Below are 21,516 nucleotides of genomic sequence, written 5' to 3'. Positions count from 1 at the left end.
AGATGACGCGGGTTACTCTCGGGAAGAGCCGGGTGCGGGAAATCCGCCCGCCCGGATCTGTGAGGGCGAAGCCGAATGGCATAGCTACTCGACCACGATCGCATAGCGGCTCTTTCGCTCCACGAGAGTGGTGACATTGGCATGGCCGAATGGGCGTTGGAAGATGAGCAGGTCGCCCTCCCAATGCCCAAACCGTGATCTATCTCCAACAAAATCAGGCCGTTGGGATATGCGGTGCGTGGCTGGAAACGCACCGTCGCGTGGCTTTCTTGATCGCATAGGACGACGTTTGCGGCGTGCCTCCGGTAGATATTGATAGAGACCAAGCCCATAATCTTCCTTGCTGTAGATGAAGCGATAGATTGTCTCCTTACAAACGCGAACGAGACTGAGGCCGTCTGACAGCAGGCGTCCGGCAATCTGTTCCGGTGACCAGCGAGCCTCCAACTGGTTGACAATCTCTGCGCGCAAAGTCGGGTGGCGCTGCAGCTTTCTCAACCGCCGGCGCCGCTCTTTGGCAATACCCTCGGCAACCGTGCTGTAATAGCCGTCGTAGTCCGGGAGTTCGCGATCGTGAAACGTGTTGCGCTTGATCTCGCGGTATATAGTTAAGCGATGGCGACCAAGCTGACGTGCCATCTCGTTGATGGGAACGTTTGCCGCCACTAGGTGATGCAGGCGCCGGCGATCGGCGAGGGTGATCTGCGTATAGGATCGCGACATGCCAAAATCTCCAAAATGAAACCCCTTGAAATCATTGGCATGTCGCAGTTGGAAATAGAATGTACCCGGCTACAAAACACGATCACATAATCAACGTTATGGAACTATTATGCATCACGATGTACGCTTTCCGACCTCAGCCACACCTCTTCACCGCTCACCCCGCCTGTACGGCTGCATTAGCGCCTGCGGCACGCGGGCGCGGCGGGCCATGATGGCGAGGGCGGCGATGGAGAGGATGTAGGGAGTCATCAGGAAGAGCTGGTACGGGACGGTGCCGCCAAGCGTGGTCTGGAGGCGGAGCTGGAAGCTGTCGAAGAAGGCGAAGAGGAGCGCGCCGAGCAGTGCGCAGCCCGGACGCCAGGAAGAGAAGACCACGAGCGCGATGCAGATCCAGCCGCGTCCCTGCACCATCGTCGGGAAAAAGCTGTTGAAGGCCGAAAGCGTCAGGAAGGCGCCGGCCATGCCCATCAGGGCGCTGCCGGCCATGACGGCGCCGTAGCGGATCGCCATCGGGTTGATGCCTTGTGCTTCCGCCGCATGCGGGTTTTCGCCGGTCATGCGGATAGCGAGGCCAAGAGGCGTGCGAAACAGCATGTAGGCCATGACGAGGGCGATGAGGATAGCGAGATAGGTCGGTGGCGTCTGTACGAAGAGCGCCGGGCCGACGAAGGGCAGATCGCTCAGACCCGGGATCGCGATCGGCTGGAACGGCTCGATGGTCGGCGGTGTGCCGGCGACCGGCACGAGCAGGCGGAACAGGAAATAGCTGAGACTGGAGGCGAACAGAGTGACGCCGAGACCGGACACATGCTGCGACAGGCCGAGCGTGACGGTGAGAAGCGCATGCAGAGCGCCGAAGACCGCACCGGCGACGGCCGCAATCAGCAGACCCGTCCACAGGTCGGCACCGTTATAGACCGAAAGCCAGCCGATCATCGCGCCGAAGGTCATGATGCCCTCGATGCCGAGATTGAGGACGCCTGCCTTTTCGCAGAGAAGCGCTCCCAGCGTGCCGAGGATCAGCGGCGTGGCGATGCGCAGCACGGCGGCCCAAAGCCCGGCGGAGGCGAGAATGTCGAACACCGCGGTCATCGGCGGATCCTGTACTGGGTGAAGAACAAGGCGACCAGCATGGTCAGCAGCGACAGCGCCACCGTGAGATCCGCGATATAGCTTGGAATGCCCATGCTGCGGCTCATGCCGTCGGCACCGACGAACATGGTCGCGGTAAACAAGGCGGCGAGCACGACGCCGAGCGGATGCAGGTTGGCAAGCATGGCGACGACGATGCCGGAATAGCCGTAGCCGGGCGAAAGATCCGTCGTCACATAGCCCTTGACGCCCATGACCTCCACCGCGCCGGCAAGTCCTGCAAGGCCGCCCGATATGCAGGCGACGCCAACAAGTGTGCGGCCGAGCGGCACGCCGGCGAAAACGGCCGCCTGCGGATTGAGGCCGGCCGCGCGCGACTTGAGGCCGAAGACCGTGCGCGATTGCACGAAATGGAGGAGAAAAGCGAGGACCACCGCGATGGCGAGACCGAGATGAAGGCGGGAGCGCGACAGCAGCTTCGGCAACATCGCGCCATCCGCCACCGATTGCGATTGCGGCCAGCCGAAGGCTGCAGGGTCTTTCAGGACCGTATCGATCAACATGGAGACGAAGAGGACGGCGACGAAGTTGAGCAGCAGCGTCGTCACCACTTCATCGACCGAGAAGCGAAGCCGCAGCCAGAGCGGCACCAGCAGGAGAACCATGCCGGCAATTGCGCCGAGAACGAGCAGCGCGGGGATCTGTACGATGGGCGGAAGACCGCCGAGGAGATGCGAGCTTGTGGCGGCCACGACGATGGCGCCGAGATAGAGCTGGCCTTCGGCGCCGATGTTCCACAGCCGCGCCCGAAAGGCGACGGCGGCGGCAAGGCCGGTCAGCATCAGCGGCGTGGCGCGTGTCAGCGTTTCCGTGACGGACAGGCGCGAGCCGAACGCGCCCTTCAGGATGCGCCAATAGGCCTCCAGAACCGGGGCGCCGGCAATGGCGATCAGCACGCCGGATATGGCGAGCGCCACCACGATCGCCAGGATCGGCGTGGCGATGACCAGAGCGAGAGGCCTGTGTTCGCGCCGCTCAAACCGCATGGGTCACCTCGGTGTGCTCTGTGTGCCACTCGCCCGCCATCATCAGGCCGAGCCTTTGCCGGTCGGCATCCTCGTTGCGGATCGGCGGCGACAGCCGGCCACCAACGATGGCCTGGATACGGTCGGCCAGTGCCATCACCTCGTCCAGATCCTCGGAGATCAGCAGCACGGCGGTGCCGGCCTTGCGGGCTTCCAAGATGCGCTCGTGAACGGCAGCGACGGCGCCTTCATCGAGACCGCGCGCGGGCTGGGCGGCGAGCAGGATGCGCGGCCGGTTGATGAGGTTGCGGCCGAGAATGAGCTTCTGCATGTTGCCGCCGGACAGCAGCCGGGTGCGCGTGGCGGGCGTTCCCCCGCGCACGTCGAACTGCGCGATGATGTCGCTGGCAAACCGCATGCCGCCCGCACGGTCCACGAGGCCGTACTTCGCATAGTTCGGAAGCCGTTCGAGAATGGCGTTTTCCCAGATCGCCATCTCGCCGATCGCGCCCTCCTTGTTGCGATCCTCCGGAATGCGCCCGATGCCGGCGGCCACGACATCCGCAACGGAGAGATGATCGACGGGCTTGCCGAACAGGAGGAGGTCGCCGGAGGTGCGGGATATGGTTCCGGACAAAAGCTGCGCCAGCACCCCCTGCCCGTTTCCGGACACGCCGATGATGCCGAGCACTTCGCCGGCCCGCAGGCGGAAATCCACCGCCTTCAGCGTATCCACGCCTTGATGGCGCACGGAGACGGCGGCGGCTTCCAGAACCGTTTCGCCCGGTGTGGCTGCTACACGCACGGGCCGCGACACGCTGCGCCCGACCATGAGCTCGGCAAGCTCCGCTTTTGTGGTTTCCGAGGCCTTGCGGTCCGCCACATGCCGGCCGCCGCGCAGAACGATGATGCGGTCGGCGGTCGCCATCACCTCGTCCAGCTTGTGCGATATGAAGATGAGCGAAAGCCCCTGGCGCGCCATGACCTTCAGCGTCGCGAACAGCGTCTCGGCCTCGGCCTGCGTCAGCACCGCGGTCGGCTCGTCCAGCACCAGAATGCGAGCGTCGTTGTAGAGCGCTTTCAATATTTCCACGCGCTGCTGCTCGCCTACCGACAGATCCCCGAGCCGGGCGTCGGGATCGACGCTCAGCCCGAAGCGCTGTGCGATGTCGAGCAGCTTGGCACGCGCCTCGGCGCGGCGGGAGCACAGCGACCAGAGGCTTTCCGTTCCCGTCGTCACGTTTTCAAGGGCCGTGAGGTTGGGGGCGAGCGAGAAGTGCTGGTGCACCATGCCGATGCCGGCGCGAATGGCGGCGCGCGGCTTGCCCGGCGGCAATGCGGTTCCGTTGATCAGCACCTTGCCGCTGTCGGGCACGTAATGGCCGAAGAGAATGCTCATCAGCGTTGTCTTGCCGGCGCCGTTCTCACCGAGAAGCGCGACGATCTCGCCCTTCGCAAGCGAAAGCGAGATGCCGTCATTGGCAAGGTTGGTGCCGAAACGCTTGCTGACGCCGACGATCTCCAGCACTGGTTTCGTCATGACGCCAATCCGGCGATGGGGAACGGATGCGTATAGCGCTGCTCCTGCTCCAGACGGTGCGCGAGCTGTAGGAGCAGTGCTTCGCCGCCCATCGGCGCCATGATCTGGACCGGCAGCGGCAAGCCATGAGTGTCGGTGCCGAAGGGAAGCGTGAGGGCCGGACATCCCGAGGCATTGGCCAGCGAGGCCAGCGGCGCGAATGCCGCCATGCGCCCGAAGTGCAGGTCGAGATCCGCGTGATCGCTCGGGAAGGAACCGATGGGGAGTGGCGGTCCTGAGAGGATCGGGCAGAGCAGAGCGTCGATACCATCGAAGAGACGCCATAGATCGCGGCTGACGAGAACCATGGCGTTCAGGCTTCTCCAGAGATCGACGGCCGGTAGCGACAGGCCCCGCGCGATGACTGCCTGCGTCAGCGTTTCCGCGCGCGCGGCATCGAGACCGAATGTAGTGACGGAGCCGGCGAGGTTCGCGCAAACGATATCGACGAAGGCGCGGCGACTTGAAGCGCAGGCTTCTTCGATTGCCGTGAACGGCACTGGTACCAGCCGGTGCCCATCAGCCTCAAGCGCCTGTCCTGCTGCCTCGACGATGGCCATCCGGTCGGCGTCTGTCGGGTAAAGCGCGCCGGTGTCGGTCAGGATGCCGATGCGAAGCGGAGCGGAGGTCCGTTGTGCGTTTTTCACAGGTGGGAACGGCCCGCGCGCATTCCCGCTCAGGGCTGAAAAAATCGCAGATGTGTCGCGGACCGAGCGGCAGACGGCAAGTTCCGACGCGATGCCGCCAAGGTGGTTGCCGAAGCTCGGGCCGGCCGGCATGGCCCCACGGCTGGGCTTGAGGCCGACGAGGCCGCAGCAGGCGGCGGGCACGCGAATGGAACCGCCCGCATCCGTTGCATGGGCGATGGCGACGATGCCGGCGGCAACCGCGGCCGCGGCCCCACCGGAGGACCCGCCGGCCGTCCGGCCTGGGTCGAGCGGATTGCGGCAGATCGGACCGATGGCCGGCTCGCTTGCGAGCGACAGTCCGAATTCCGGGCTGGTGGTCAGCCCGAAGAGGCAGAGGCCGGACGCGCGGAAGCGTTCGGCAAGATCGGAGTCCGGGCTGTCGGCATGCGTGCTGCCGCGCGCCAGCAGTTTGGAACCTGCCGCGACCGGAAAGCCCGCAAACGGCCCGCCAAGGTCCTTGGCAAGCGTCGGCACACCGGCGAACCGCATAGCGGCACGCTCTGGCGAGCCTGGCGGGAGGGCGTCGATCGCCGCCGCTGCGGCAAGGCCCCTCGCCTCGTCGCGATAGGTGATGGCGCCGAGGCCTGCAACGGTCTCGGCAGCAGCGAACGACGCCTGCATGGCCTGTGTGCTGGTGAGGCGGCCGCTGGCGATCGCCTCCGCCAGAGCCGTCGCATCCGTGGTCACGCGCAGGCTACTTCGGCTCGTCCGCCACTCTCGGAACGTCGAACGTGCCCGCCTTGATCTCGGCGCGCTTGGCTTCCATCGCGGCTTCGGCGTCTGCCGGGGCGACGCCCTTCACGAAGACGATATCGCTGCCGCCTTCTTTCATCAGGCCATAGGCGGTGTAGTCGCGGCCGGTCGGCTTGCCCGCGGCGATATCGGCCAGAGCGGCGTCGAGGATCGGCCGGAAGTTCCACAGCGCGTTCGCAAAGACCGTATCGGGATAACGCGGCGTGTAATCGACCAGCGATCCCACGGACTTGATGCCACGCTCCTTGGCGGCGTCGGCCGTGCCGATGCGCTCGCCGAAGAGAATATCCGCGCCGGCATCGATCTGTGCGAGACCGGCTTCGCGCGCCTTCGGCGGGTCGAAGAACGTGCCGATGAAGGTGACGAGATGCTTCGCATCGGGGTTTACAGCCTTCACGCCGGCCGCAAACGCGTTGATCAGCATGTTGACCTCGGGGATCGGCATCGCGCCGACCGAGCCAACGACGTTCGACTTGGTCATCTTGCCGGCAAGCATGCCCGCGAGGTAGGCGCCGTCGAAGTTCCATGTGCCGAAGACACCGAAATTGTTGCCAGCTTCCTTACCGCTGGAGCCCATCACGAAGGCCGTGTCGGGATAATCTGCCGCAACCTCGCGCGCCTGCTTCTCGACCGGGAACGTCTCGCCGATGATCAGCTTCGCCCCCTGCTCCGCATATTCCCGCATGGCGCGGGGATAGTCCGTGCCGGAGACGCCTTCCGAGAAGACGTATTCAATAACGCCTTCCTTTGCGGCGTCCTGCAGCGCCTTGTGCAGCACCGAGTTCCAAGCATTTTCGACCGGAGACCCGTGAATGCCGGCCACCATCACCGGCGTTGCGGCGCGAAGGGAGGGCGCAAACGCGCTTGCGCCCAAAACCATTCCCGATGCCAGAACGGCACGGCGCGACATCAAGAATTGCTTCGTCATTTGCGTTCCCCATTTTTACCGATTGGTTCAATTTCTATGAGGGGCCTAAAAATGTGTCAAGCGGCTTACGGGGTTATAAAATGAGCAAGAGCTGTCTACCCACAGCTCCTTTGAGATCGCGACGCGCGTGCCCGCAACAAGCCAGCTCAACGGCGGTGGAAGCGCCAGCATCGCCGGATCATCGCGGGAAACGTTGATCGTCTACATCGTCAGCGGGAGAACATCGCGTTTTCCAAAGACCTCCTTTGCTGCAGACAGACCGTTGAGTGCCGACGGAAACCCCGCATAGACCGCCATCTGCATCATGATTTCCGTGATCTCCTCCCGTGATAGCCCGACATTCAGCCCCGCCTCGATATGAACCTTCAGCTGTGGCGCCGCGGTGCCCATGGCTGTCAAAGCCGCAATGGTCGCGATCTCCCGGGCACGTAAGTCAAGGCCCGGCCGGCTGTAGATGTCGCCGAACGGGAATTCGAGGAGGTATGTCGCAAAATCCGGGGCGATATCCGCCAGTGCGGCAACGACATTTTCCCCGGCCTGCCCGTCGATTTCAGCGAGTGCCCGCCTGCCTCTTTCCAGTCGGCTTTCGCCCGTCATTTGGTGTTCCTGTGTCATGATGGTCTGTCCCTTTTTCTGCCCCGGCATATCCGGAGATCTTGGCATCGAGGACGAGAAGATTGGCCTGGAGATCGGCGATATGTTCGCCGACACGATTCCGGTGCTGCTCCAGAAGGACACGCCGCTCCGGTTCCGTTGCGGGACCGCGGCTGCGAAGTTCGGCGTAGAGCAGCATCTCCCGGATCGGCATGCCCGTCGCCTTCAGCCGGCGCAGGAAGGCGATCCAGATGAGGATGGCCGCATCATAATCGCGTTGGCTCGACCCATCGCGATCGGCATAGGGCAGCAGACCGATACGCTCATAGTAGCGGATCGTATGCGCCGATAGTCCGGAGCGTTTTGCAAGCTCACCGATCTTCATAGGCCCTCTTCTCTTTCAACGACGCTTCAAAGGCTACGGGTTCGAGTGCACTCTCAGTCAAGCGTTCTTTTCTCGACCTCTGTCGTCGTCGATCAGCGGCATGGCAAGAGATGGCTGAGGGCAAAGAGGGTAAGGCTTCGTAAAGCATACGGGCGGCTTTTCGTTTGAAACGAGCCTCGACGGATACCCTCAAATTAGGGTCGGCCCAATTTGTATGCAATCTGTTAGATCATGCGCTTTAAACTGCGGCATGAAGGAGACCCGACTTCATGATCGCCTGGGCGAAACGCACTATTCTTGTTTTCTGCGCAACGGATGCATTTGCTTCACGCCGCGATGTCTTCTTCGTCGCCCTACGCTCCGCCCTCGGCGTCGTCTTCGTCGGCGATATCCTCAATGTGATCGGCCATCTGGTGCTGGACGCGTTCGGGCTGCTGCCCTACCCGCTGGTACCGGCGGCGACGGTCGGCGTGCTCATCACGACGCTGCTCGGCACGCCGCTGATCTTCACCATCCTGTATATCATTGGTCTTGCGATCCACGATCTGTCGATCTCGCGGGCTCGCTTCGAGGCGTTGAGCCGCACCGATCAGCTATCGGGTCTTCTCAATCGCCGTGCCTTTCTCGCAGCCTATGCCGAACACAAGGGCGAAGCCTCCCTCGTCGTTTTCGACATCGACCGTTTCAAGGCACTGAACGACAGTTTCGGACATGAGGCAGGCGACCGCGCCATCGTCTCTGTCGCCTCCGTCCTCAATGACAATTTCCAGCCGCCGCATGTTCTTGCGCGCATCGGCGGCGAGGAGTTTGCGGTTCTCATCGTCGGCATGGAAGCGGCAGAGCGGATGGTGCTTGCCGGCGAGGCCGTCGTGCGTATTTCGCGCAACCCCATCAACCTCGGTGGCGTCCAAACTGCGGTGACCGTCTCCGCTGGTGTCGCCGAGTTTGCCCACTATCAAGGCTTCGCGCAGCTATTTGCCGCCGCGGACAAGGCTCTCTACATCGCCAAGGCCTCGGGCCGAAACCTCATTCTGCACGCGGACGACATTCCGGAGCAGCTTCGCAACGACGGCAATCATGCCCATGTGCTGCCGCCCGCGTTGCAGGCTGGTGTCGGGAGATAGCCTCTCACCCGTCGCGGCATGGCTTGATGTCAGCCATCCGGCATCACATCGTCGCCCCGATCTGCCACGGAACGAACTCGTTCGCACCATAGCCGAGCTCCTCCGACTTCGAGCGCTCGCCGGAGGCGACGCGCAGCACCGTCTGGAAGATCTCGCGGCCCTTCTCCTCGATGCTCACGCCTTCGAGGACGTCGCCGCAATTGATGTCCATATCCTCTTCCATGCGGCGATAGAGATCGGAATTGGTGGCGAGCTTGATCGACGGCGTCGGCTTGCAGCCGTAGGCCGAGCCACGCCCTGTGGTAAACGCGATCACATTGGCGCCGCCGGCCACCTGCCCCGTTGCGGCAACCGGATCGTAGCCTGGCGTGTCCATATAGACGAAGCCCTTGCGATCGATGCGCTCGGCATAGGCATAGACCCCGCGCAGGGTCGAGGTGCCGCCCTTGGCGACAGCGCCAAGCGATTTTTCGAGGATCGTCGTCAGTCCGCCGGCCTTGTTGCCGGGCGACGGATTGTTGTTCAGCTCGCCGCCGGCGCGCGCGGCATAGTCGGTCCACCAGTCGATCAGATCGACGATCTTCTGCCCGACTGCTTCGCTCTCGGCCCGGCGGGTCAACAGGTGTTCGGCGCCGAAAATCTCGGGCGTCTCCGACAGGATGGCCGTGCCGCCCTGCCGCACGAGCTGGTCCACCGCCGCCCCGAGCGCAGGATTGGCCGTGAGCCCGGAATAGCCGTCGGAACCGCCACATTGCAGGGCCAGCGTGATTTCGGAAGCGGAAACCGTTTCCCGGCGCGCCTTTGCGGCCATTGGCAGGAGATCGCGAATGCGTTCGACGCCGGCCTCGATCGAGCGGCGTGTTCCTCCGGTTTCCTGGATCGTCAGGCTCTGAAAATGATCGCCTTCGACGATGCCATATTGCTGCTTCAGGCGCGGGATCTGGAAGACCTCGCAGCCGAGGCCGACGAGAACCACGGCGGCAAGGTTGGGATGGGTCGCGTAACCCCATTGGGTGCGGGCCAGAATATCGTACCCCTCCCCTTTCGACGCCATGCCGCAGCCGGTGCCGTGGGTGAAGGGAATGACGCCGTCGATATCGGGGTAATCCTTGAGAATGCCGGACCGCTCGACCGCCTCGGCAATGAAGCCGGCGACGGTGGCGGAACAGTTCACCGACGACAGAATGCCGATATAGTTGCGCGTGCCGACACGCCCGTCCGGGCGGCGGAAACCCTGGAAGGTCTCCGGCACTTCGCCCGCCAGAAGCCCGCCGTCCGGGCGCGCTTCCGTGGCGAAGGCATAGTCGCGGGAAAAGTCGTGGATCGCGACATTGTGCTCGTGCACCCAGTCTCCTGGCGCGATCGGAACGGATGCGAAGCCGATGATCTGGCCGAACTTGCGGATCGGTTCGCCCTCGGAGATCGGCACGAGCGCGATCTTGTGCCCCTTGCCCACCGCACTGCGCGCCGCCACGCCGTTCTGCAGAATGTCGCCGTTCGAAACGCGGTCGATGGCGATGACCACGTTGTCGGAATCGTTGAGGCGCAGAATGCGGGGCGTCGCCATGGTCAAATCTCCAGAATGGCTTTGATGGTACCAGCTTCCGGGCGCAGCCACTGCGGGAAAAGTTCAGGACCATCCTCAAGCGCGCCGCGATGCGTGATGAGCGCATCGACGGGCACGCGGCCGGCCGCCATCTGGCGCACCACTTCGGCAAAGTCGTCGGCCTGCGCGTTGCGGCTGCCGAACAGCGTCGCCTCGCGCTTGTGAAACTCCGGGTCGGAGAAGGTGATGTCGGTACGCACGACGCTGACCAGCACGTAGCGCCCGGCATGGGCGATGAAACCGAAGCCGCGCTGCATGGCTCCGGCATTGCCGGTCGCGTCGATGACGACGTCGAAGAAGTCTCCGCCGGTCATCCGCGATGCCTCGGCTTCCGCCGACGCGTCCGCCATGATCATGGCATCGGCGCCCAGCCGGTCGAGCGTGAAGCCCAGACGATCCTCGCGGACATCCATGACCGTGACATGCGCGCCGCGCGCCTTGGCGAAGATGATCGCCGACATGCCGATGGGGCCGGAGCCGACGACGAGAACGCGGTCTGCAGCAGACACGCTGCCGCGCTTCACGCCATGCGCGCCGATGGCCAGGAATTCGATCGTGGCTGCGGCGTCAAGCGAGGCGCTACCGGCCGACACGACGTTGCCTTCCGGCACGCAGAGATATTCCGCCATGCCGCCATCGCGGTGCACGCCGAGCACGGCGATGCTCTGGCAGGCATTCGACACGCCCTTCCGGCAGGCGTGGCAGGTGCCACAGGAGAGATAGGGCACGATATAGACCGCTTCCCCCGCCTTCAGTTTGCTGCCTTGCGGCACGCTCTCGACCGTGCCCGACAGTTCATGCCCCATGACCCGGGGATATTCGAGGAACGGGTGCTTGCCCTGAAAGATATGGTAATCCGTGCCGCAGATGCCGACGCGGCGGATGCGGACCAGAACCTCGCCCGGCGCCGGCACGGGGACGGGGCGGTCGATGACCGAAAGACGGCCGGGCTCGTTGCAGATCAGGGCTTTCATAGCATCACCTTCGCAGATCGTTCGCAGTCTCGTCATGGTGCGGAAGCCGAGCGACCGGCTCCCGCGGTATCGCCGTCAGCGGCGCGATCAGGTCTTGGGCAGGGTCGCCGGCAGCGGCACGCCCGTGTAGCGGTTGTAGATCTCGCTGAGCTTCCCGTTCTTCAGGTTTTCGGCGATGACCTCGTTCAGCTTGGCCTTCAGCGTGTCATCGCCCTTGCGCAGGCCGATCGCGTAGGGGTTGGTCTTCAGCACGATCTTGAGCGTCAGCGGATCGGCCGTGCGGCGCTGGTTGACCGCCGACATGATCTGCAGCGAGGATGCCATGACGTCGACCTGGCCGGAGACCAGGGCCGTGACGAGCGTCGCATCGTCATCGTAGCGCGTCAGCTGCGCGCCCGGCAGCTTGGCCGTCGCTTCGAGATCGTTCGTCGAGCCGCGCGTCGTGCCGACCTGTACGCCGTTGAGATCTTCCGGCTTGGTCACATTTGCGCCAGCCGAACCGGCCGCAACCACGATCTGGATAACGCCATAGGCATCGGTGAAATCGATCACCTTCTTGCGCTCGGCATTGACGCTGAACGAGGCCATGACGATGTCGGCCTGGCCGGTGAGGAGGGCGGGAACGCGGTTCGGGCCGGTGACCTGCACCAGTTCCAGTTCGACGCCGAGCGCTTCGGCAACCAGACGTGCGCTCTCGATGTCCGAGCCCGTGGGCTGCATCTGCGCGTCCGTCATGCCAAAGGGTGGCGAGCCCAGATCGACCGCGATGCGGATCTTGCCGCGCTGCTGGATGTCGGCCAGCGTATCGGCCATGGCGTTCGAGCCGCCGAGCACCGGCAGGCCGATGACGAGGGCGAAGGCCGCCGCGGAGATGGTGGAAAGCAGGTTACGTCTGTTCATGGTCGTTCCTCCCGGTTGAATGACTGTAAGCGTTTGCGGGCCTCTTGCTTTGACGCAAGTCGTTCGCTTTAGAGGCCGCTGCCCACGAAGTTCGCCAGTTCCGGCGTCTTCGGGGCGTCGAGCATGGACCCGGGGCCGGTCTCCCAGACCTGGCCCTTGTGCATGTAGATGACCTGGCTTGCGACCTTGCGGGCGAACGCCATTTCATGAGTGACGAGGATCATGGTCATGCCGCCGCGTGCCAGATCCTCCATGACCTTCAGAACCTCGCCCGTCAGCTGCGGGTCGAGGGCCGACGTAACCTCGTCGAACAGCATCAGCTTCGGCTGCATGGCCAGCGACCGTGCGATCGCCACGCGTTGCTGCTGCCCGCCGGAGAGCTGCTCGGGATATTGCTGTGCCTTTTCCGACAATCCGACCTGTGCCAGCACATCCCGCGCAAGGTCGCGCGCTTCGCTCTTGCCGATCGATTTCACGCAGGTCGGCGCCAGCATGATGTTCTGCTCCACCGTCAGGTGAGGGAAGAGATTGTAGCTTTGAAACACGATGCCGACATCTTGGCGAAGCGCACGGCGGTCGAGTTTCGGGTCGCCGACGGCATGGCCGCAGACCTCGATCGTGCCGTCCTGAATGGTCTCCAGCGCATTGATGCAGCGAAGCGCCGTGGACTTGCCCGAGCCGGACTGGCCGATGACCGCAGCCACACCGCCGCGCTCGACCTCGAAGGATACGCCTTCCAGAACCTTGAGAGCCCCGAAATACTTGTGAACGTTTCTGAGCTTAACGACCGGCGACATTGAGCTTCCTTTCAAGCGTCCGGCTCCACATGGACAACGGGAAGCAGATCGCAAAGTAGAACGCTGCCACCACCATGAAGACGGTGAACGGTTCGAAGATGGAGTTGTTGATGAGCTTGCCGGCCTGGGCCAGCTCGATGAAGCCTATGACCGACGCGAGCGACGTGTTCTTCACGATCTGCACGAGAAAGCCGACCGTGGGTGGCGTCGCAATGCGCAGGGCCTGCGGCAGGATCACCCGCATCATGCGCTGCCAGCGTGTCAGCGCCAGACATTCGGCAGCCTCCCACTGGGTCTTCGGAACGGCCTCGATACAGCCGCGCCAGATTTCGGCGAGGAAGCCGGAGGCGTAGATGGTCAGACCCGCACCCGCTGCGAGGATGGCGGGAAAGCCGGGGCCGGCAAAGATGGCGATGCCGTAATAGATGAGAAACAGGAGGATCAGCAGGGGCGTGCCCTGCACGATCTGGATGTAAGTGCTGGCCGCCCGCCGTAGAAGTTTCGACGGTCCGATGCGGGCGAGCATGACGCCGAAGCCGAGGAGACCGCCGCCGATGAAGGCGATGGCTGAGAGGCCGAGCGTCCAGAGAGCGGCCCATGCCAAAAATTCGACGTGGAGCAGGCTGAATGTGGGGGTCGTCATCACAGGGGCCGCCTCACAATGTCGTGCCGAGCTTGCGCCGGCGGGTAAAGGCTGCCTGGGCGAAGGCGGTGAAGGCACCGCGCATCACGAAGGACAGGACGAGATAGATGAGGCCGACGACGATGTAGGTCTCGAACGCGCGGAAGGTGCCAGACTGGATGCGGTTGGCGACGGCGGTCAGCTCTTCGGCGGAAATCTGCGAGGTGATGGAGGACGCCAGCATCAGCAGCACGTATTGGCTGGTCAGGGAGGGATAGACCCGCTCGATCGCCGGGCGCACGATGACATGCCAGTAGATCTGCGGTTTCGAAAGCCCGAGACACTCCGCCGCTTCGACCTGCGAGCGGTGAATGGACTGGAGGCCCGCCCGCACGATCTCGCAGGTATAGGCACCGACATTCACGGTGAGCGCGATCATGGCCGCGAGATTGGCGGAGACGCGGATGCCGAGTGTGGCGATGCCAAAATAGATGATGAACACCTGCACCAGCAGCGGCGTGTTGCGGATCACCTCGACATAGGCCGCCACGATCGCCTTGACGACCGGCGATCCGTCGGCCCGCCCGATGGCACAGAGCGTGCCCACGATGAAGCCGGCGACCGTCGCGACGGCAGAAAGCTGCAGGGTCAGAACCGCACCCCAGAGGAAATCCGGCCAGTACGGCAGAAGCGCGGAGAAATCGAACGTATAGGTCATGCCTTTGCCCTCTCCGTTTCATGCGTCGCCACGGCCTGCCCGGCGATGAGGCCGCGAAGGACCGGCGCTGCCGGCGTCGTCCCGGTCTCCGCCACCCAGTCGAGGAAGGCGCCGATCCGCCGCTCGATCTTGACGCCGTGGTTCTGGGCGATGTCTGCGACGCGGTGATCGAGGAACGGGTTGTCGAACCGCTCCAGCGTCACCTCCACATAGGCTTTCGCGGCGTCGGCCATGCCATGCGCGGCAAAGCCCGGAACGACCTCCTGCCGGTAGACGGCAAGCAACTGCTCGCGGATCGCCGCGTCCTGCAACAGCGCCCGAACCGTCTCGTCCTGTGCGCGACCTTCGCGCAGCCAGATGTCGGCGAGGACCGTGTGGCCGAGATTGAGGATATGCAGCTTCAGCCGCTCATAGGGCTCGAGATCGTCGGTCAGAACGACGGACGGATGGTCGAACGGGAGCGCCAGTCCGGGCTTCGCCTCGATCGCCCAGAGCGCGTAGGGCTCGGCGACAGCACCAACCGGCTCGATCGGCTCGGAGACGATGCGGTCCACGAGCGTGTTGGCGAAGATGACCTCGGTCTCCACGTAGTGGAGGAACGCCTCGTCTGCACCGGCCTCGGCAGCAAGCGATAGAACGGCTTGCTGCAGAATGTCGCCATTGCGGTTCAAAAGCTCGCACGGCAGCACGGTGAGCGGACCGCCCTGCGCCTGCCAGCGGTGGAAAAGCAGAACCGCAAGCTTGCCCACGAACGATGTGGGGATGCGTCCTGAGAAAAGCGTGTCGCTGCGATCATCCGCAGACAATTCGTAACCGCGATCGCCGGTGTTGGAGACGATGAAAGCGGCGTCGTTTGCAAACAGCGCCTTCAGCTTTGCCCAATCGGCCAGCGCGGAGATGCCGCCGTCGACCGATGTGACGGAGATCCGGCGCTCGACCTGCCGGCCTGCCTCGATACCGCGGATGATGATCGGATAGCCTTGCGGATGTCCGAAGGCGGCCACACGGCCGGCGCGTTCTGCGGAGCCCGAGACCTGGACGATGGTGATCGGACCGATCGCCTGACCGGCTTCGCGCGCCTCGTGAACGAAGAGATCGACATGCGCCTGAAGAAAGCGGCTGGTTCCGAACTGAATGATGCGCGTGCTCATACGCAAAGCTCTGACGTGGCAGAGCCTGAAGGCATGTAACAGACGGCAAACATGGCGCTGCACGCTGTTCTGCTGATGTTCGATCTGCCCATGCGTTAGATCCTCCTCAGGTTCTCCCTTGCGTTTTATATACAAAAGACAAACTGCCACGCAATGCTTTATTTTGTTTATTTTATGCAATAAACAGGAGGCTGCCGACATGGGGACCGGCGGGGAGGCGTTTGGAATGAAGGGAAATGCGGTCTACAAGCGGAGTTACAACGGCTGCCTCGCAATCTGCGGGAGCCTGCCGCTCGGCGCCGAAATGCCCTCCGAGAACGAGCTTTCGCAGTCGCTGGCCGTCAGCCGCACCACCATCCGCACGGTCATGACCGGGCTTGAAGCTGCTGGCATCCTCCGTCGCGAAAGCGGCGCCCGCCGGCTGTCTCGCCGCCCCGCGCCAGACGATGCCTTTCCCGACACGCAGACCCTGTCGACCAGCGCCACCGTCGAGCGTCGCTTCTTGGAATGGATATTGGACGGCCATATCGGGCCGGGTCATCTGCTGACGGCTACGGAACTTGCGCGACAGTTCGGCACGTCGACCACGATCATCCGCGAACACCTGCCGCATTTCCAGCATTTCGGCCTTATCGAGCGGCGTCCAAACAGTGCCTGGCTCTTCAAGGGCGTCACGCCGGCCTTTGCAAACGAGATCTACGAGGTCCGCGAAATGTTCGAGCTGCGTGCCGCGCGCAGCTTCATCGATCTGCCAGACGATTCCGGATCGTGGCGGCGCATGCGGACGATCGAGGCGGAGCACCGGTCCCTGCTGGCAAGCATCGACACGGATTACGGTCTGTTTCCGGATCTGGACGAACGCCTGCACCGCACCGTCCACGAGACCGCCGATAACCGGTTCATCAAGGATTTCTACGACATCATCTCGATGCTCTTCCACTACAATGCCCAGTGGGATGCGGAAGACGAGAAACAGCGCACCTTCACCGCGTTGACCGAGCACCTTGCTTATATCGAGGCGCTGCTGCGCCGCGACCTCAAGGCCATCGACCGCGCCTGCCGCCAGCACCTGAAGACGGCACGTTCCAACCTGTTGCGCTCGATCGAACTGCGCATGAAGGTACCTTCGGCTCCGGATGCATCACCCGCGTGAATCGGACGGCGCTGATCGATTCATAAGTTTGGTTGGACGCTTTCTCAGCCACGGGCGATTCTCGCCCCATGAACCAGCACCCTTATTACCTCTACATCGAGCGCACCCAGCCGGCGAAAAACATGGCCCGGTTCTACGCCCTGTCGATCGAGCCCTCCTTGTTCGGCAAGACCTCCCTCGTCCGCCGCTGGGGGCGGATCGGGACGACGGGGCGCGAGAAGATACATCTGTTCGAGGACGAGGCGGCGGCCGTCATGCTCTTCCTGGAGGTCGCACGGCAGAAGCGGCAGAGAGGCTATCGTCCGAGACCCACCACATCCAGCCGGGTGCCTGCCGCGTATCGTCTGTCATAGTCGGTCACGTTCGCTCGGATTTCCGCAGAGTCTCAGGTGGCCGGAACAAACGGCGCTATGTGGCATTATGAGTGGCCGTTGTAATTGCATCCTTTTCGGCGCCTGGAGTACGCATGAGCCAGAAAGATGATTGGCACCTGACGGAAATTCTCGATTACGAGCATGGCCGGGGTGATCCCTTTGCTGCTGCCGTGCGTGCCACTCGCATGGCGATGGTCATCACGGATCCTGCACAGCCAGACAACCCGATCGTGTTCTGCAACGAAGCATTCCAGCACCTTACCGGCTACGATCGCGAAGACATCGTCGGCCGTAACTGCAGGTTTCTGCAAGGCGTTGACACGGATGAAGCCAGCATTGCGAAAATCCGTGCTGCCATCCGGGCCGAAGAAAGCATTCACATCGACCTGCTGAACTACCGCAAGGATGGCTCGACCTTCTGGAACGCTCTGTTCCTCAGCCCGGTTCGCGGCGAGAGCGGAGACGTTCAATTCTTCTTCGCGTCGCAGCTCGACGTGACGGATCGCGTGATGGCGCAGGAGACGATTGCCGCACAGAAGGCCGCCGTCGACAGCGAGGTCAAGCGCCGCACGGCAGACCTGGAAAAAGCGCTGGAAGCCAAGACACTGCTGCTTCACGAGGTCGATCATCGGGTCAAGAACAACCTCACCATGATCGGTGCCCTCTTGCGGCTGCAAGTCCGCGCGATCGACGATGCCGATATCCGGGTAAAGCTCGAAACGATGATGGAGCGGATCGACGCGCTCGCGACGGTTCACCGCCGGCTCTATCAGGCCGACGACGTGACGCGCTTCGACGTTGCGGCCTTCGCCGCGAACCTTGCCTCGGATGTGATCGGCGCCAGCGGACGCAGCAATATCCGGCTGAAATGCGATATCGAGCCGATCGAGGTGCGCTCCGAGCATGCATCGGCGCTCGGACTGATCCTGAACGAGGTCCTGACCAACGCCATCAAGCATGGGCTGCGCGAAAACCGTGCGGGATCCGTCTCGATCATCGCGACCCGCGATGGCGAGGAAGCAACACTCTCGATCGAAGACGACGGGGTCGGGCTGATCATGGACCCCGCGTCCAGTGGCCTCGGTCACGCCCTGATCAAACGCCTGTCGCCGCAAAGCGGCACGACTGTCGCGTGGGACCGTTTGCCGACGGGCACCCGCGTGACGTTGCGCATACCGGAAATGGAGCAGACATCATGACCCCCTCCCCCCCGGCCTTCAAGGCCCTGCAGGTTCTCATCGTGGAGGACGAACCTCTGCTGGCCATGGATGTGGAAATGATGGTTGAAGAAGCCGGGCACAGCGTCGTCGGCGAAGCTGCTTCCCTCTACGAGGTCGAGGCCATGGAAACCGAGCCGGCGCCGGATCTCGCGCTGGTCGATATGCAGCTTGCTCGGGGCACGAACGGCCTAGACGTGTCGAAGCTGATCCAGGACAGGTGGCCTTCCGCTGTCATCGTCTTCGTCACTGCAAACCCGAAGAAGATTCCCGACGACTTCTCCGGCGCCCACGGCGTCATCGCCAAGCCCTTCTCGCGGAGCGGCTTTCTATCGGCGCTGAACTATCTCGGCGAAGGCATTGCAGACCCGCCTCCAGCATCGAGCCAGCCCTCCAGCTTCGTGGCTGCGCCCGCGGTTCGCGAAATCTGGTCGGTGCGGTCGCAGATGGATCGATAGGTGATGGGTCGGGCTTGGTGGGTCGAGGCGACGTTGTTGACCTGTATTCCAAGTGAATCTTCAGCGATTTTGTAAAAGCGTAGCGGACGCGATCGCAGACGTTCAAATCAGCAACATGCCTGAGCGCATTCATAATATGTAGCTGCAACCAGCTGACCGCTCCCGATCTCCGCCGTTAGCGTTTTTTCCCGCGACATGGACCGCCGCAGCAGGTGCGGTGCCTCACTCCGTCTGCTGAAGCTGTGTCAGCAAAGCCACCATCTTCACAACGAGACCGGTTGGCGCGTAATCGACATCGACGCCGCCTGCGCCGGCCAGACCCATGCGCAGCAGCTTCGTGCCGAAACCCTTGCGCTCCGGCGGCGTAACGATCGGACCATTGGTCTCCTGCCACGTCATGTGCAGCGCACGCTCCACGCCCTTCCCCTCGATGAACCAGTCGATCGCAACGCGACCATGCTCGTTCGACAGGGCGCCGTACTTCACCGCGTTGGTGCCAAGCTCGTGCAGCAACAAGGCAAGCGACAGGGCGCCCTTCGGGCCGACGATCGTCCGGGGGCCGCGCAGATCGACGCGATCCGCAGGTGCCAGACTCTCGAGCGTCGTTGCCATGATCGCCTGGATCGGTGCGGAATCGTGATTGTCGTGCAGCAGGACGTCGTGGGCCCGGCTGAGCGCATGGAGCCTCTTCTCGAAAGTGCGCACATGGGCCTGCTCGGTTACCGGACGCAGCGTCTGGGTGGCGATGGCCTGGACCATCGCCAGCATATTCTTCAGCCGGTGCGCTATTTCCCGGTTGATGAGTTCCTTTTCCGCCTCGACCATCTTGCGGTCGGAGATGTCGGTGACCGCGACGACCGCGCCCGAGAGATCTCCGGAAAGGTCCTTGATGGCCTCGCCTACGATCGAGATCCAGGTCTTGCTGCCGTCCGGCCGGTGATAGAGCACCTCGACCGTTGCGCTGTCGCATTCGCGGGCCATGATGCGGGCCAAAGGATAATGATGCGGATCGAACGGCGAGCCATCGTGATGGGTCGCGACGAAGATATCATATTCATCCACCGACTGTGCGGCCGTCGCGTCACGGCCCAGCAACTGCTGCGATCGCTCGTTCTGGAGGATGATCCGACCCGTCGGCGCTTCCGCAAGAAGCACGCCGACCGGCATGGTGTCGATGATGGTCGAGAGTTGCCGCTGCTGGTCGCGCAGTTCCGCTTCCAGCTTCAGGCGCGCGGTGACCTCCACGAACAGAACGACGAAACGCTCCGCGTCGAGCGGCTGGGCATGGCCTTCGTACCAGCGGCCTGTCGTCCCGACCTCCCGCACGAAGACGAGCGGTTCGTTGGAGCTGACGACAGCCGCAAATGCGGGGATCCACGCGTCTTCGCTGCCACCGAAAACCTCGTGAACCGTTCGCCCGACGGCGGAGGAAGGGGCAATGCCGACCAGCTCTCCCCAAGCCCGGTTGACCTCGATGTAGCGCCAGTCGATCACCTGACCGTCCGCATCGCGGATGAGCTCTCCGAGGATGAAACCCTCCTCGAGTTGCTCGAACAAGCCACGCCAGTGCGCCTCGCTCTTCTGCAGGCGCTCCTCCGCCAGCTTGCGCGCCGTCACGTCGGAGAAGACGGACGCGATGCGATCCGCCCCGATCCGGCGAATGCGGTTCTCGAACCACTTTCCGCCGATTTCATTTGCCTGGTTCAGATGCACGATCGGCTCGCCGAGATCGAAGACCGACCGGTAAGCAGGCATCATGTCACCGAGCACGCCAGGCGCGATCTGCGACAAGGTGGCGCCCACCACCGTGTCGGGTTTCATGCCCGTCAAACGCTGGAAAGCCGGATTGATATCCTCGAAGCGGATATCGACGATGTCACCTGTCGCATCACGCACAGCGCTCGCAACATAGTAACCTTCCTGCATGTCATGGAAGAGCGAACGATACATGAGTTCGGAGACACCGACCTCGATCTGCTTCTCGACGACCTTCGCGAGCGTTTCCAACGTAAGCCGGTCGCGCGCTATCCAAATTCGAGGCTTCGTATCAATGGCGGCGAGCGCACCGATGAGTTGCCCGTCCGGCAGGCGAATGGGCACGCCGAGATAGGCAACGACGCCTATATCGTCGATGGCCATGTTGTCGCGTACCAAGTCGTGCAGGCGGGCGTCCTCGATCGTGAGGACGTCGTCCGTGGCCACGACATGCTGGCAGAACGAATGGGTGATGGGGGTTTCGCCGCGTGCGGCCCATGGTTCCGGCAGGCCGCAATGACCGGCAAAAACCTGCCGGTTCTCATCTACGATGGAGATGATCGCCACGGGGACATCGAGGGCCGCGCGGACATGCTCCGTCAGGTGCCCGAACTGTTCGTTTCCGGCCTTGTCGAGAAGACCACTGCGACGAATCGCGGCGATGCGCTGGGCGGCAAGTTCTTCGGCGTTCATCGTGACCTTGTCGACCTTGATACGGCCAATCTTCCCGGACCCGCGCCAAAGGGACAATCCGGTGGCTGCGATGTTCGGCTCAGACATACGACCGAACGCCGGTATTTCAAGCAGGCTCTGACGGAAACAAGCTCGCTGCCGTGTCGATGGCAGAAATGCGGTCAGAAAATCAGCCTGTGTGCCCAGCGCGGCACACATGGGGG

20 protein-coding genes and 1 pseudogene are annotated in these 21,516 nt (G+C 63.2%); 5 read left to right on the top strand and 16 right to left on the bottom strand.

What is annotated here, in order from left to right:
* Positions 1-87: 87 nt before the first annotated feature.
* The 8 genes and pseudogenes from C8J33_RS17770 to C8J33_RS17735 all read right to left on the bottom strand — a co-directional run.
* Positions 88-723, bottom strand: a pseudogene (locus C8J33_RS17770) (IS30 family transposase); the annotation flags it as partial.
* 150 nt (positions 724-873) lie between these two features.
* The gene (locus C8J33_RS17765) at positions 874-1,818 is read right to left on the bottom strand and encodes an ABC transporter permease (protein ID WP_110802415.1); all 945 of its coding nucleotides are present in this window, start codon (positions 1,816-1,818) and stop codon (positions 874-876) included.
* Positions 1,815-2,864, bottom strand: a complete 1,050-nt coding sequence (locus tag C8J33_RS17760) for an ABC transporter permease (RefSeq protein WP_110802417.1) — start codon at positions 2,862-2,864, stop codon at positions 1,815-1,817. The genes C8J33_RS17765 and C8J33_RS17760 overlap by 4 nt, the downstream gene beginning before the upstream one ends.
* Positions 2,854-4,383 carry an ABC transporter ATP-binding protein gene (locus tag C8J33_RS17755; RefSeq protein ID WP_110802419.1) on the bottom strand — a complete coding sequence of 510 codons (1,530 nt, stop codon included), beginning with the start codon at positions 4,381-4,383 and terminating at the stop codon, positions 2,854-2,856. The genes C8J33_RS17760 and C8J33_RS17755 overlap by 11 nt, the downstream gene beginning before the upstream one ends.
* Positions 4,380-5,798: an amidase gene (locus tag C8J33_RS17750; RefSeq protein ID WP_132664985.1), complete on the bottom strand. Its 1,419-nt coding sequence runs from the start codon at positions 5,796-5,798 to the stop codon at positions 4,380-4,382. The genes C8J33_RS17755 and C8J33_RS17750 overlap by 4 nt, the downstream gene beginning before the upstream one ends.
* Positions 5,799-5,805: 7 nt before the next feature.
* Positions 5,806-6,792, bottom strand: coding sequence for a BMP family protein (locus C8J33_RS17745; RefSeq protein WP_110802422.1), 987 nt, complete (start codon positions 6,790-6,792; stop codon positions 5,806-5,808).
* A gap of 201 nt (positions 6,793-6,993) precedes the next feature.
* Positions 6,994-7,389: a carboxymuconolactone decarboxylase family protein gene (locus tag C8J33_RS17740; protein WP_245420193.1), complete on the bottom strand. Its 396-nt coding sequence runs from the start codon at positions 7,387-7,389 to the stop codon at positions 6,994-6,996.
* The gene (locus tag C8J33_RS17735) at positions 7,343-7,771 is read right to left on the bottom strand and encodes a MerR family transcriptional regulator (protein WP_110802426.1); all 429 of its coding nucleotides are present in this window, start codon (positions 7,769-7,771) and stop codon (positions 7,343-7,345) included. Before C8J33_RS17735 ends, C8J33_RS17740 begins: the two co-directional genes overlap by 47 nt.
* Positions 7,772-8,040: 269 nt before the next feature.
* On the opposite strand from C8J33_RS17735, the gene C8J33_RS17730 reads away from it, so the two are divergent.
* The gene (locus C8J33_RS17730) at positions 8,041-8,895 is read left to right on the top strand and encodes a GGDEF domain-containing protein (protein WP_110802428.1); all 855 of its coding nucleotides are present in this window, start codon (positions 8,041-8,043) and stop codon (positions 8,893-8,895) included.
* Between the two features lie 43 nt (positions 8,896-8,938).
* On the opposite strand, the gene C8J33_RS17725 is transcribed toward C8J33_RS17730, so the two are convergent.
* The 7 genes from C8J33_RS17725 to C8J33_RS17695 all read right to left on the bottom strand — a co-directional run bounded on the left by C8J33_RS17725 (position 8,939) and on the right by C8J33_RS17695 (position 15,663).
* Complete coding sequence (locus tag C8J33_RS17725; RefSeq protein WP_110802430.1) at positions 8,939-10,462, bottom strand: UxaA family hydrolase; 1,524 nt, start codon at positions 10,460-10,462, stop codon at positions 8,939-8,941.
* A gap of 2 nt (positions 10,463-10,464) precedes the next feature.
* Positions 10,465-11,475: a zinc-binding alcohol dehydrogenase family protein gene (locus C8J33_RS17720; RefSeq protein WP_110802432.1), complete on the bottom strand. Its 1,011-nt coding sequence runs from the start codon at positions 11,473-11,475 to the stop codon at positions 10,465-10,467.
* An 87-nt stretch (positions 11,476-11,562) separates the two neighbouring features.
* A complete protein-coding gene (locus tag C8J33_RS17715; RefSeq protein ID WP_110802434.1) occupies positions 11,563-12,375 on the bottom strand; it encodes a transporter substrate-binding domain-containing protein in 813 nt (270 codons plus the stop codon).
* A 68-nt stretch (positions 12,376-12,443) separates the two neighbouring features.
* The gene (locus tag C8J33_RS17710) at positions 12,444-13,172 is read right to left on the bottom strand and encodes an amino acid ABC transporter ATP-binding protein (RefSeq protein ID WP_110802435.1); all 729 of its coding nucleotides are present in this window, start codon (positions 13,170-13,172) and stop codon (positions 12,444-12,446) included.
* Positions 13,156-13,815, bottom strand: a complete 660-nt coding sequence (locus tag C8J33_RS17705) for an amino acid ABC transporter permease (protein ID WP_110802437.1) — start codon at positions 13,813-13,815, stop codon at positions 13,156-13,158. The genes C8J33_RS17710 and C8J33_RS17705 overlap by 17 nt, the downstream gene beginning before the upstream one ends.
* Positions 13,816-13,828: 13 nt before the next feature.
* On the bottom strand, positions 13,829-14,512 hold the full coding sequence (locus C8J33_RS17700) for an amino acid ABC transporter permease (protein ID WP_110728927.1): 684 nt from the start codon (positions 14,510-14,512) through the stop codon (positions 13,829-13,831).
* On the bottom strand, positions 14,509-15,663 hold the full coding sequence (locus tag C8J33_RS17695) for a mannitol dehydrogenase family protein (protein ID WP_110802439.1): 1,155 nt from the start codon (positions 15,661-15,663) through the stop codon (positions 14,509-14,511). Before C8J33_RS17695 ends, C8J33_RS17700 begins: the two co-directional genes overlap by 4 nt.
* Positions 15,664-15,889: 226 nt before the next feature.
* On the opposite strand from C8J33_RS17695, the gene C8J33_RS17690 reads away from it, so the two are divergent.
* The 4 genes from C8J33_RS17690 to C8J33_RS17675 all read left to right on the top strand — a co-directional run bounded on the left by C8J33_RS17690 (position 15,890) and on the right by C8J33_RS17675 (position 18,865).
* Positions 15,890-16,816: a GntR family transcriptional regulator gene (locus C8J33_RS17690; protein ID WP_110802441.1), complete on the top strand. Its 927-nt coding sequence runs from the start codon at positions 15,890-15,892 to the stop codon at positions 16,814-16,816.
* A 68-nt stretch (positions 16,817-16,884) separates the two neighbouring features.
* Positions 16,885-17,169: a WGR domain-containing protein gene (locus C8J33_RS17685; protein WP_110802442.1), complete on the top strand. Its 285-nt coding sequence runs from the start codon at positions 16,885-16,887 to the stop codon at positions 17,167-17,169.
* A gap of 113 nt (positions 17,170-17,282) precedes the next feature.
* Complete coding sequence (locus C8J33_RS17680; RefSeq protein ID WP_110802444.1) at positions 17,283-18,389, top strand: PAS domain-containing protein; 1,107 nt, start codon at positions 17,283-17,285, stop codon at positions 18,387-18,389.
* Positions 18,386-18,865, top strand: coding sequence for a response regulator (locus C8J33_RS17675; protein WP_110802446.1), 480 nt, complete (start codon positions 18,386-18,388; stop codon positions 18,863-18,865). Before C8J33_RS17680 ends, C8J33_RS17675 begins: the two co-directional genes overlap by 4 nt.
* A gap of 222 nt (positions 18,866-19,087) precedes the next feature.
* Here C8J33_RS17675 and C8J33_RS17670 read toward each other — a convergent pair whose 3' ends face one another.
* On the bottom strand, positions 19,088-21,400 hold the full coding sequence (locus C8J33_RS17670) for a PAS domain-containing protein (protein ID WP_165910790.1): 2,313 nt from the start codon (positions 21,398-21,400) through the stop codon (positions 19,088-19,090).
* Positions 21,401-21,516: the final 116 nt, after the last annotated feature.

This window comes from Rhizobium sp. PP-CC-3G-465 (assembly GCF_004343445.1).
Classification (GTDB): domain Bacteria; phylum Pseudomonadota; class Alphaproteobacteria; order Rhizobiales; family Rhizobiaceae; genus Ferranicluibacter; species Ferranicluibacter rubi.
This window is presented reverse-complemented; position numbering and strand designations above follow the sequence as displayed.